Here is a 13,024-nt window from a genome sequence, read left to right as displayed (position 1 = left end):
TGGTATGATATTATCATGCAGAAATAGGGTTGATTTTTTTACAAGAGATTGAAATGGCACAATTACTTATTTTTTATATGTTCGAGCATGTTATTGTCTAGCTACTGCGCTACACTCGACGTACAAGGATGTTTAGTGTCGATAATGCGATAGAAAAGGAAAGCTTCACTAGTGATACATTGCAAGACTTCATGTAGAGCCTTTAGGAGGACGTCGCGACTATGTTGACTGCGAGCTTACAAGCTATTCCTACCAAAAAGGTACATACCCATCATTTACGGGTACTCACTTGTGCTTTTCGGGTGTTAGCGTTAAGGAAAGCCCCTAAGTGTATTCTTCACAGGAACAATCTGCGCTTTTATTGTTCCGAAGGCGCTTTCGCTTTTTTAATCGGAGGGTAAGATTAACCTATCTTAAAGGAGCAGTCTTATGTTAAATAAAATAAAACGATGGAAGAATCAAAGCAGTTCTTCCGAACTCCGAGAAAGAATGTTGAAAATTCAAGAGCTCCAAATTCCTTCACATATAGCAATTATTATGGATGGCAATGGCAGATGGGCAAAAAAGAGAGCATTGCCGAGAATAGCTGGGCATCATGAAGGAATGAAGGTAGTTCGGAAAATTACGAGATTAGCTAATGAAGTTGGTGTGAAAACATTGACTCTTTATGCATTCTCTACAGAAAATTGGAAACGTCCTAAAATGGAAGTGGATTACCTCATGAAGCTCCCTGAGGAGTTTCTCGGTTCGTTTCTTCCAGAGCTGGTTGAAGAAAATGTGAAAGTAATCATGATGGGTGACAAAGAAATGCTGCCTATCCACACTAGAAAAGCGATTGAGAAAGCAATGGAAGACACGAAAGAAAATACTGGTTTAATATTAAATTTTGCACTAAACTATGGAAGTCGATATGAAATAATTGAAGGGATTAAGGAAGTCTTAAAAGATTGTAAAAATGGTATAATAAATGAGAATGAATTAAATGAAGATATTTTTTCTTCTTATTTAATGACAAAGGGACTAAGTGATCCCGACCTTTTAATTCGTACGAGTGGTGAAATCCGTCTAAGTAACTTTATGCTTTGGCAGCTAGCTTATACAGAGTTTTGGTTTACTGATGTCCTTTGGCCTGATTTTTCAGAAGATCATTTTATCGAAGCGATTGAGGTTTTTCAAAACAGACAAAGGCGTTTTGGAGGAGTTTAACAAAGGTGTTGAAAATTAGATGAAGCAAAGAATTATCTCAGCGATTGTATTTGGTGCAATTTTCCTCCCGGTTGTTATTATTGGAGGAATGCCAGTTGTGGTACTAGCCTATTTATTTGCATCGATTGCACTTTATGAACTATTAAAAATGCGTAAACTCAGTATTATCTCTGTGCCAGGGATTATATCATTATTATTGTTATGGATCTTTCTTCTACCAAATCAATTTCAGGCTCTACTAAATATCATCCATTTTACAAAAATTGAGTTTGCTTTACTTGCAGTACTGCTATTCCTAACTTATACAGTAGTAACAAAGAATAGGTTTACATTTGACGATGTTGCCTTCTCGATTTTAGCAACATTATATGTAGGAATCGGTTTTTATTATTTTATAGAAACCAGGGAAGAGGGATTAATCTATATTTTCTTCTCTTTGTTTATCATATGGGCAACAGATTCAGGTGCTTATTTTATTGGCCGAGCTATTGGGAAGAAGAAGCTATGGCCTGAGATTAGTCCAAACAAAACAATTGAGGGGTCTGTAGGTGGGGTATTTTGTGCGCTCATTGTAGCCATTCTATTTCTTCTATTTACAAATATCCCAACATCATTTTTCCAGCTTCTAATAATCACAGTAATATTATCTGTTTTTGGACAAATTGGTGATTTAGTAGAATCTGCATTAAAGAGACATTATGATGTAAAAGATTCAGGAAATATTATGCCAGGTCATGGCGGTATATTAGATCGTTTTGACAGTTTATTATTTGTATGGCCGCTCATCCATTTTATTTATTTATTTTAAGAAAGCGGAAGGGCCAGTTCTAACTTAAGGGAGACACAATGTGAGGAGCGAATGGATGTCGACTATCGTAGGGAGTGGACATGGAGCTTGAAATATGAGGAGGCAAACGCTAGACATTTGCTAAAGGTAAAGCAGGGCCTTTACTCATAAAAATGATGTGTCTTGCTTTTTACAACAGGAGATGAAATATATTGAAGTATATTAGTTTAATGGGAGCTACTGGATCAATCGGCACCCAAACTTTGGACGTAATTAAAGAACATCCATCTGAATTCAAGCTTGCAGCTATTTCGGTAGGGAGAAACATTGACCTTACGAGAAAAATTATTAAGGAATTCAAACCGGAACTTGTTTCGGTTGCGGAAGAATCATTCGTAAATAGCCTCAAAACAGACTTTCCAGGCACCCATTTTACTTATGGAAAAGATGGACTAACTGAAGTGGCTGTTTATCATAAAGCGGATGTGCTTGTTAATGCAGTATCTGGAAGTGTTGGTCTTACTCCTACTTTAGCAGCTATTAAGGAGAAAAAAACAGTTGCGATAGCGAATAAAGAGACGCTTGTAACTGCTGGTCATCTTGTGATGGAAGAAGCTAAACGCAATAATGTGTCCCTGCTTCCGGTAGATAGTGAGCATTCTGCTATTTTTCAAGCATTACAAGGAGAGAAAGAAAAAAACATTGAAAAATTAATAATAACTGCATCTGGTGGAAGCTTTAGAGACCGCACGCGAGAAGAATTACAAAATGTTACGATTGAGGATGCTCTCAATCACCCGAATTGGTCAATGGGTACGAAAATTACTATTGATTCTGCAACGATGATGAATAAAGGACTAGAGGTAATTGAGGCACATTGGTTATTTTCAATTCCTTATGACAAAATTGATGTTTTATTGCATAAGGAAAGTATCATTCATTCTATGGTAGAGTTTCATGATAGCAGCGTGATCGCTCAATTAGGAACACCGGATATGAGAGTTCCTATTCAATATGCACTTACATACCCCGATAGGTTGAAACTACCTTCCGCTAAACGTCTTAATTTAGCAGATATCGGAAAGCTGCACTTTAGTAAAATGGATCTAGACCGTTTTCGCTGCTTGCGTTTTAGCTTTGAAGCAGGTAAGGCGGGGGGCACGATGCCAACTGTACTAAACGCTGCAAATGAAGCAGCTGTTGCCGCGTTTCTTGGTAGAAAAGTATCTTTCCTGCAAATTGAAGAAATAATAGAAAAAGCGTTGAGCAAGCATAATAATATCTCCAATCCTGGACTTATAGAAATTCAGGAAGTGGATGTCGAAACAAGAAAGTATGTAAACTCACTTTTATAAAGATAAGTTTCAGCAGCTAAAGGGGAAAAATATCACTATGGTTGTTGAAGCTAGATAGCTTTCTAACTCAGAAAAGATAATTTTCTTATCTTTTAAAAAGGTGGTAATAATTTGAGTACAGTTATTGCTTTTATTGTAATATTTGGGGCCCTTGTGTTTTTTCATGAATTAGGCCATTTTGTATTTGCAAAACGTGCTGGAATTCTATGTAGAGAATTTGCTATTGGCTTCGGTCCTAAAATCTTTTCTCATAAGAAGGGTGAAACAATCTATACGATTCGGCTGCTTCCAATAGGCGGGTTTGTTCGAATGGCTGGTGAAGATCCCGAAATGATCGAGATTAAACCAGGCTATCGTATTGGATTATTGTTTAATGAGAAAGAAGAAGCAAATAAAATAATTTTGACGAATAAAGAAAAATATCCTGATGCAAGGGTTGTTGAGGTTGAGCACGCGGATATTGAACATGATTTAGTCATTAAGGGGTATGTTGAAGGGGACGAAGATGAGAGACTGCAATCGTTCCCTATCAGTGCAAATGCTGTTTTGGTTGAAAATGGGACGGAAACGCTGATTGCTCCCTATGATAGACAATTTGCATCAAAAACACTTTGGCAACGAACAATGGCTATTTTTGCCGGCCCAATGATGAACTTTATCCTTGCCTTCGTTGTATTCATATTGATTGGCCTATTGCAGGGGATTCCAACGAATGATCCTGTTCTTGGGAAGCTGACAGAGGATGGCGCGGCAATGGAAGCAGGTCTAAAAGAAGGAGACTATATTCAAAGTGTCGATGGTGCAGAAATTTCAAGCTGGTCTGACGTAGTTGAAATTATCCGCAAACATCCTAATAAAGAGTTGCAATTTTCACTTGAACGAAATGGAGAAGAACTGCAGCTGCCTGTAACACCAAAAGTTCAAGAGGCAGAAGGAGAAAAGATCGGAATAATAGGTGTGTTTCAGCCGATGGAAAAATCACCTATAAAAGCGATCTCGCACGGTGCAAAAGAAACATATCTTTGGACAAAAGAAATATTTGTTATGCTTGGAAAGTTAGTAACTGGACAGTTTTCTATTGACGCTTTATCCGGCCCTGTAGGCATTTATGTTTCAACTGATACAGTAGCGAAGTCTGGGATTTTCTATTTAATGAAATGGGCAGCTATTTTAAGTATTAACCTTGGAATTATGAACTTATTGCCAATTCCTGCATTAGACGGCGGAAGACTCATGTTCTTTGCAGTTGAAGCGGTAAGAGGAAAGCCGATTGATCGTCATAAAGAGGGAATGGTCCATTTTATAGGTTTTGCCCTTTTAATGCTGTTAATGCTTGTTGTTACTTGGAACGATATTCAAAGGTTTTTCCTATAATAATTTCCCTTTAGGGTCATACTCCATTAAGGATTTGACCCTGTGCTTTTTATAAAAACGATATGTGTAAATAATATTTAGTTCGTGCATAAAATTGGCCGATGGTATACCTGTTCATTATGATGTATATTCATTTACGTGTATATCATAGGCTAGTTATAACAACAATCACTTTCTTCCAATAAATAATAGAGGTGCTATTAAATGAAACAAAGTAAGACGCTTATTCCTACCTTAAGAGAAGTACCAGCGGATGCAGAGATAAAAAGCCATCAATTATTATTGCGAGCTGGTTATATCCGCCAAAATGCAAGTGGGATCTATAGCTATTTGCCACTAGCACAGAAGGTACTAAGAAAAATTGAAACGATTGTACGAGAAGAAATGGATGAAGCAGGTGTGGTCGAATTATTGATGCCTGCAATGCAAGCAGCAGAGCTATGGCAGGAATCAGGCCGATGGTATACATATGGACCAGAGCTAATGAGACTAAAGGATCGCCATGAGCGTGATTTTGCTCTAGGAGCTACGCACGAGGAAGTCATAACTAGCCTTGTTCGTGATGAAATTAAATCATATAAAAAACTGCCGCTTGCTTTATATCAAATCCAAACAAAATTCAGGGATGAAAAACGACCTCGTTTTGGAATTTTGCGTGGCAGAGAGTTTATTATGAAAGATGCTTATTCATTCCATTCCTCTCAAGAAAGTCTTGACGAGATGTATGATAGACTTTATCAAGCGTATACAAATATTTTTACTCGCTGCGGACTAAATTTCCGTGCTGTTATTGCTGATTCTGGTGCAATGGGCGGGAAAGATACCCACGAGTTCATGGTATTATCTGAAATCGGCGAAGATACGATTGCTTATTCCGATACGTCAACTTATGCTGCAAATATTGAAATGGCTCCTGTTATAAATACTTATGAAAAAAGCGATGAGCCACAAAATGAATTGCAAAAAGTTAAAACAGAAGGCAAAAAAACAATTGAAGAAGTATCTGCTTTTCTTAATGTAGCAAAAGACCAATGTATAAAATCATTGCTATTTAAAGTGGATGACAAGCATGTTTTAGTATTAGTACGTGGAGACCACGATGTAAATGATATTAAGCTGAAGAACTTGTTTGAAGCATCAGAGGTTGAGCTTGCGGATGCTGGGCAAGCAAGTATTATTCTTGGCTGCTCATTTGGTTCACTTGGCCCAGTTGGCGTAGATTCAGTTGAAATCATTGCTGACCATGCAATTGCAGGTTTAGTGAATGCTGTTTGTGGAGCGAATGAAGAGGATGTTCACTATATAAATGTCAATCCGGAACGTGATTTCAAGGTTACAAAATATGCTGATCTTCGTTTCATTCAAGAAGGAGATCTCTCACCAGATGGAGAGGGAACCATTCTTTTTGCCAAAGGAATTGAAGTCGGACATATCTTTAAATTAGGTACGCGTTATAGTGAAGCAATGGGTGCTACTTATTTGGATGAAAACGGAAGGAATCAGCCGATGATTATGGGCTGCTATGGAATCGGAGTATCACGTGTAATGGCAGCAATCGTTGAACAATATAATGATGAAAATGGTTTAGTATGGCCAACAGGTATATCTCCATTCGATATTCACCTCATCCCTATAAATACAAAGGATGAATCACAAGCGGCTCTTGCAGAGGAACTATATATACAATTAAAGAAGAATAAATTAAATGTATTAATGGATGATCGTCAAGAACGTCCTGGTGTGAAATTTGCAGATTCTGACTTAATTGGTCTGCCAATCCGAATTACAATCGGTAAAAAAGCTGCAGAAGGTATTGTAGAAGTAAAGGTACGTAGATCAGGTGAAATGGAAGAGGTTCATAGAGATCATCTGATGGAAACAATTATGAAGCTTAGAGAAATTAATTAATCATTTATCGGATTCCTTTTATAGGAATCCTTATTTTTTATAAAGAAATTTTCCTTGCCTTCAAAGGTTATAACCCCTTTAAGGTTATGTTATAATTATCAAAGTCTAAAGTAGTCTAAAGGAAAAATGATAGATAGAAATATAAATAGATGGGAGAGAGAAAGATGGAGAATGCCCTAGGCAATAAAGAGCGTTTCCAACTCTTGCTCCAACAGCTGAATTTAACAGATGATTTGATTGTACAGCAATTTCAACAGGCTGAAATTAATAAGGTAGTGATCGAAAAAAAGGCAAGAAAGTGGCATTTTTATTTTAACCTTGAAAGGATTCTTCCCTTTCGTTATTTTAGTCTTTTTTCGACACAGCTGGAAAAGACCTTTTCACATATAGCGAACGTATCTTTTACGATTCATGTGAAAAATCAGCATTTTACTGAGCAGTTGGTTTTAGAGTACTGGCAATATGGTGTTCAGGAAATGGAGGGAATGGCCCCTCCGCTTATAAAGTTACTTAATGAACAGGTTCCCACGATAAATGGTAATAAAATCATTATTAAAGTGAGAAATGAGACAGAAGGCTTATCCATTAAACGGAAATATGCAGGGCTATTAAGCCAAGTATTTGAGACGTTTGGATTCCCTCCATTCGTCATTGATACCGAAATTTCAGCTGAAAACGCAAATGAAGAGTATCAAAAGTTTATTGCGGCAAAGGAGAAAGAGGATCAGGAACGAGGTCTTCAGGCGTTAATTGATATGCAGAAGAAGGAAGCAGAAGCTGACTCTCAAGATGCTGCAGCCCTACAAGGTCCGCTAATGATTGGATTAACGATTAAAGATGATGCAGATTATAGAAAGCTCATTGATATTGTTGATGAAGAACGCCGTGTCGCTATTGAAGGATATGTTTTTTCAGCAGAAACGAGAGAGCTGCGCAGTGGAAGAACGCTGTTAACCTTTAAAATAACAGATTACACAAGTTCAATCCTAGTTAAAATGTTTTCGCGCGATAAAGAAGATGCGGCACTTTATCAGCATGTTCAAAAAGGCATGTGGCTAAAAGTTCGAGGCAGTGTCCAAAACGATACCTTTGTCCGCGACCTTGTTATGATTGGGAATGATATTAATGAAATAAAACCTATTCAAAGAAAAGATACTGCTCCTGAAAATGAAAAGCGAGTGGAGTTACATCTGCATACGCCAATGAGTCAAATGGATGCTGTTTCATCTGTCAGTGCACTAGTAGGCCAAGCAAAAAAATGGGGTCATAAGGCGATCGCGATAACAGATCATGCAGTCGTTCAATCATTTCCAGAAGCATTTAGTGCAGGGAAGAAAAATGATATTAAGATCTTGTATGGAGTTGAAGTGAATTTAGTTGATGACGGGGTACCGATTGCATATAACAGTACTCATCGCTTACTAAGTGAGGAAACGTATGTTGTCTTTGACGTTGAAACAACAGGATTATCAGCTGTGTATGATACGATCATCGAACTTGCAGCTGTAAAAATTCGCGACGGGGAAATAATCGACCGTTTTGAATCTTTCGCTAATCCACACCACCCGCTTTCTGCTACGACTATTAACTTAACTGGAATTACTGATGATCTAGTTGAAAATGCACCAGAGGTTGAGGAAGTTCTGAGGGATTTCCATGAATGGACTGGTGATGCGATATTAGTAGCGCATAATGCCTCTTTTGACATGGGATTTCTAAATGTTGGCTATAAGAAAATAAATTTAGGGAAAGCTACAAATCCTGTCATTGATACACTTGAGCTTGCGCGTTTTCTTTATTCAGATATGAAGAACCATCGATTGAATACACTGGCAAAGAAATTTGATATTGAATTGACACAGCACCACCGAGCAATCTATGATGCTGAAGCAACCGGGTATCTCCTGTTGAAAATGCTGAAAGATGCTGCAGAAAAAGGAATAGAATATCACGATCAATTTAATGATAATATGGGTCAGGGCAATGCATACCAGCGTGCAAGACCCTATCATTGTACATTGCTTGCACAAACAGAGGCAGGCTTGAAAAATCTTTTTAAGCTTGTGTCTATTGCACATCTTAATTATTTTTACCGTGTACCAAGAATTCCAAGATCTCAGCTTGAAAAGTATCGGGAAGGTCTTTTAGTAGGATCTGGGTGCGATAAAGGTGAAGTGTTTGAGGGAATGATGCAGAAGTCACCTGAAGAGGTAGAAGAGACTGCACAATTCTATGACTATATAGAGGTGCATCCAAAGGAAGTATATGCACATCTTTTGGAGCTGGAGTTAGTACGAAATGAAAAGGCGTTAGAGGACATTATTGGAAAGGTTGTTCAGCTTGGTGATAAGCTAGGTCTTCCTGTTGTGGCAACAGGCAATGTCCATTACTTAAATCCAAATGATAAAATATACAGGAAAATACTAATTAATTCTCAAGGCGGGGCGAATCCGTTAAATCGTCATATGCTGCCAGATGTCCATTTCCGAACAACGAATGAAATGCTCGATGCATTCAAATTTTTAGGAACCGAAAAAGCGCGAGAGATTGTTGTTGAAAATACAAATAAAATCGCAGATATGATCGATGAAATCAAACCAATTAAAGATGATTTATACACACCTAAGATTGAGGGCGCAGATGATGAAATGCGCAATATGAGCTATGACATGGCTAGAAGGATTTATGGAGACAATTTACCTGAAATTGTTGAGGCCCGCTTGGAAAAGGAATTAAAGAGTATTATTGGCCACGGGTTTGCCGTTATTTACTTAATCTCTCATAAGCTCGTTAAAAAATCATTAGATGATGGTTATCTTGTAGGTTCACGGGGATCTGTCGGCTCATCCTTTGTTGCAACGATGACGGAAATTACAGAGGTTAATCCGCTTCCTCCACACTATGTTTGTCCTGACTGTAAGCATTCGGAATTCTTTAATGATGGGTCTGTCGGTTCTGGCTATGACTTGCCTGATAAGGACTGTCCAGCCTGCGGCGCGACATATAAAAAGGATGGACATGACATTCCTTTCGAAACATTCCTAGGCTTTAAAGGAGATAAAGTTCCTGATATTGACTTAAACTTCTCGGGTGAATATCAGCCGCGTGCACATAACTATACAAAGGTACTTTTTGGTGAGGATTATGTGTATCGTGCCGGAACGATTGGAACTGTTGCAGATAAGACTGCCTTTGGGTATGTAAAAGCCTATCAGCAAGATAACAACCTTCAATTGAGGGGAGCGGAAATTGATCGTCTTGCGTCTGGCTGTACAGGGGTAAAGAGGACAACTGGACAGCACCCTGGGGGAATTATCGTAGTTCCTGATTATATGGATATTTATGATTTCTCGCCGATTCAATTTCCGGCAGATGATAAAAATTCAGAATGGAAAACAACCCACTTTGATTTCCATTCCATCCATGACAACTTATTAAAGCTTGATATACTTGGACACGATGATCCAACAGTGATTCGGATGCTCCAGGATTTAAGCGGAATTGATCCGAAAACAATCCCTACCGATGATCCAGAAGTAATGAAGATATTTAGTGGGACGGAGTCTCTTGGTGTAACAGAAGAACAAATTATGTGTAAAACAGGAACACTTGGCATTCCGGAGTTCGGTACGAGATTCGTACGGCAAATGTTAGAGGATACGAAGCCTACCACATTCTCTGAGCTTGTTCAAATCTCTGGATTGTCTCACGGTACCGATGTTTGGCTAGGGAATGCACAGGAGCTCATTCATAATAGAATATGTACGCTCAGTGAAGTAATCGGCTGCCGTGATGATATTATGGTTTATTTGATTTATCAAGGTTTAGAGCCTGCATTTGCTTTTAAAATTATGGAATCAGTCCGTAAAGGTAAGGGATTAAGTGAAGAAATGGAAGAAGAAATGAGGAAGAACGAGGTTCCGGAATGGTATATTGATTCATGTAAAAAAATCAAATATATGTTCCCTAAGGCCCATGCCGCGGCATATGTATTAATGGCCGTTCGGATTGCTTATTTTAAGGTTCATCACCCGCTGCTTTACTATGCAGCTTATTTTACCGTGCGTGCGGAGGATTTTGATGTAGATGCAATGGCGAAAGGCTCTCAGGCTATTCGATCCTTGATCGATGATATAAATGCAAAGGGCTTGGATGCTTCTAATAAAGAGAAGAACTTATTAACAGTAATGGAGCTTGCGCTTGAAATGAGCGAGCGTGGATTTAAATTCAAGAAGGTTGATCTCTATCGATCAAGTGCAAATGAATTTATTATTGATGACGGAGCGCTCATTCCTCCATTTAATGCGATTCCTGGACTCGGAACAAATGCGGCTATCAACATTGTGAAGGCAAGGGAGGAAGGCGAATTCCTTTCGAAGGAGGATTTACAGCAGCGAGGCAAATTGTCTAAAACTATTATTGAGTATTTGGATAACCATGGTTGCTTAGAATCATTGCCAGAGCAAAACCAGCTTTCCTTATTTTAAGCGGAGAAAGTGGAGAGATCGTTTAAAAGCCTTGAATTGACAGCATTTCCATTTGCATAAAAAATTTGGTTATGGTATAGTCTTAATGGAAATACTATTTATAACTCTCGTAAAAGAAGAGTGGGGCAACCCACTCTTTCGTGTTGTGTACGCTTTTTTTCGTTCAGGACAAATGGATACTTTATTAATGAAAATTACAATGCGAGGTTAAGATTGTTGAAAAAGGAGGGATATTATGAGCAAAGTGACTGAAAAGGTTGAAGAATTAGTCACCCCTATTTTAGATGAACTCAAACTAGAATTAGTAGATATTGAATATGTAAAAGAAGGAAGGGATTGGTTCCTTCGCGTATTTATTGATAAGGAAACAGGTGTCGATATTGAAGAATGCGGACTTGTAAGTGAACAATTAAGTGTCAAGCTTGATGAGGTTGACCCCATTCCTTATAACTATTTCTTAGAGGTATCATCACCGGGAGCTGAACGCCCTCTTAAAAACGAAAAAGATTTTGAAAAAGCAATCGGCAAAAATGTTTTTATTAAGACGTATGAGCCCATCGATGGGGAAAAAACATTTGAAGGAATTTTAACACAGTTTGATGGTCAAACCGTATCAGTTGAAATCAAAATTAAAACAAGAAAAAAAACTGTGGACATTCCATATGAAAAAGTGGCCAACGCTCGTCTAGCAGTGGTTTTTTCATAATCAGTTTATTTATCAAAGAAAAATAATGTCTAGCGCTTACGCTTTTCTAATAAGGGGGATATATGTTTCATGAGCAGTGAATTGTTGGATGCTCTGACCTTGCTTGAGAAAGAAAAAGGAATTTCAAGAGAAGTGATTATTGAGGCCATTGAGGCAGCACTTGTTTCTGCATACAGAAGAAATTTTAATCAAGCTCAGAACGTCCGTATCGATTTAAATCTTGGCAGTGGGACGATGAGGGTTTTTGCACGTAAAGAAGTGGTTGATGAGGTATTTGATCCTAGACTTGAAATTTCAATCGAAGATGCCCGTAAATTGAATCCTAATTACCAAATTGAAGATATCGTAGAATTAGAAGTTACACCAAAGGATTTTGGCCGTATTGCGGCACAAACCGCAAAACAAGTCGTTACACAACGCGTAAGAGAGGCAGAACGAGGAATCATCTATTCTGAATTCATTGACCGCGAAGAAGATATTATGACTGGGATTGTGCAGCGACAAGATTCTAAATTTATTTATGTTAGCCTCGGAAAAATTGAAGCCATTCTTCCTGCTAATGAACAAATGCCAAATGAGCATTACAAGCCTCATGATCGTATAAAAGTATTTATTACGAAGGTTGAGAAGACAACAAAAGGTCCGCAAATATTTGTTTCAAGAACACATCCTGGGCTTTTAAAAAGACTTTTTGAAATTGAAGTGCCCGAAATCTATGATGGGACAGTTGAAATTAAATCAGTTGCACGTGAAGCTGGCGATCGTTCAAAGATATCAGTTCATTCTGATAATGAAGAAGTTGATCCAGTAGGTTCATGTGTCGGACCGAAGGGAACGAGGGTTCAGGCGGTTGTCAATGAGCTTAAAGGAGAAAAAATAGACATTGTCAAATGGTCACAGGATCCTGTTGTTTTCGTAGCTAATGCGTTAAGTCCTTCCAAAGTATTAGATGTGATTGTGAATGAGGAAGAGAAAGCTACAACTGTCATTGTCCCTGATTACCAGCTTTCACTTGCCATTGGGAAACGCGGTCAAAACGCACGCTTAGCGGCAAAGCTGACAGGCTGGAAAATTGATATTAAATCAGAGACAGATGCGAGAGAGTCTGGTATTTATCCAAGAGAAGAAACATTATTAAATTTTGATGATAATGATTTCGGGGATGAGAATTTTGATTTATCGGATGATACGGAATAATAGA

Annotated in this window: 8 protein-coding genes; all 8 read left to right on the top strand. The window is 38.2% G+C overall.

All coding sequences use genetic code 11. The annotated features are described in order from the left end of the window. The first annotated feature begins 429 nt into the window (after window positions 1–429). The 8 genes from RUH74_RS02370 to nusA all read left to right on the top strand — a co-directional run bounded on the left by RUH74_RS02370 (window position 430) and on the right by nusA (window position 13,020). Window positions 430–1,206: an undecaprenyl pyrophosphate synthase gene (locus RUH74_RS02370; protein ID WP_313798648.1), complete on the top strand. Its 777-nt coding sequence runs from the start codon at window positions 430–432 to the stop codon at window positions 1,204–1,206. 19 nt (window positions 1,207–1,225) lie between these two features. Next, window positions 1,226–2,014 (top strand): phosphatidate cytidylyltransferase, encoded by a 789-nt coding sequence (locus RUH74_RS02365; protein WP_313798647.1) that lies wholly within the window; start codon window positions 1,226–1,228, stop codon window positions 2,012–2,014. A 191-nt stretch (window positions 2,015–2,205) separates the two neighbouring features. Next, window positions 2,206–3,348, top strand: coding sequence for a 1-deoxy-D-xylulose-5-phosphate reductoisomerase (locus RUH74_RS02360; RefSeq protein ID WP_313798646.1), 1,143 nt, complete (start codon window positions 2,206–2,208; stop codon window positions 3,346–3,348). Window positions 3,349–3,459: 111 nt separating this feature from the next. Then, a complete protein-coding gene (gene rseP, locus RUH74_RS02355; RefSeq protein WP_313798645.1) occupies window positions 3,460–4,722 on the top strand; it encodes an RIP metalloprotease RseP in 1,263 nt (420 codons plus the stop codon). 204 nt (window positions 4,723–4,926) lie between these two features. Continuing rightward, entirely contained in the window at window positions 4,927–6,630 is a 1,704-nt protein-coding gene (locus tag RUH74_RS02350; protein ID WP_313798644.1) for a proline--tRNA ligase, read from the top strand. A gap of 164 nt (window positions 6,631–6,794) precedes the next feature. Continuing rightward, window positions 6,795–11,117 carry a PolC-type DNA polymerase III gene (locus RUH74_RS02345; protein WP_313798643.1) on the top strand — a complete coding sequence of 1,441 codons (4,323 nt, stop codon included), beginning with the start codon at window positions 6,795–6,797 and terminating at the stop codon, window positions 11,115–11,117. Window positions 11,118–11,349: 232 nt separating this feature from the next. Then, entirely contained in the window at window positions 11,350–11,823 is a 474-nt protein-coding gene (rimP, locus tag RUH74_RS02340) for a ribosome maturation factor RimP (RefSeq protein WP_313798836.1), read from the top strand. A gap of 69 nt (window positions 11,824–11,892) precedes the next feature. Continuing rightward, window positions 11,893–13,020, top strand: a complete 1,128-nt coding sequence (gene nusA, locus RUH74_RS02335) for a transcription termination factor NusA (RefSeq protein WP_313798642.1) — start codon at window positions 11,893–11,895, stop codon at window positions 13,018–13,020. Window positions 13,021–13,024 lie beyond the last annotated feature (4 nt).

Origin of the sequence: Cytobacillus sp. (assembly GCF_032154635.1) — a bacterium.
Taxonomy (GTDB): Bacteria; Bacillota; Bacilli; order Bacillales; family Cytobacillaceae; genus Cytobacillus.
This window is presented reverse-complemented; position numbering and strand designations above follow the sequence as displayed.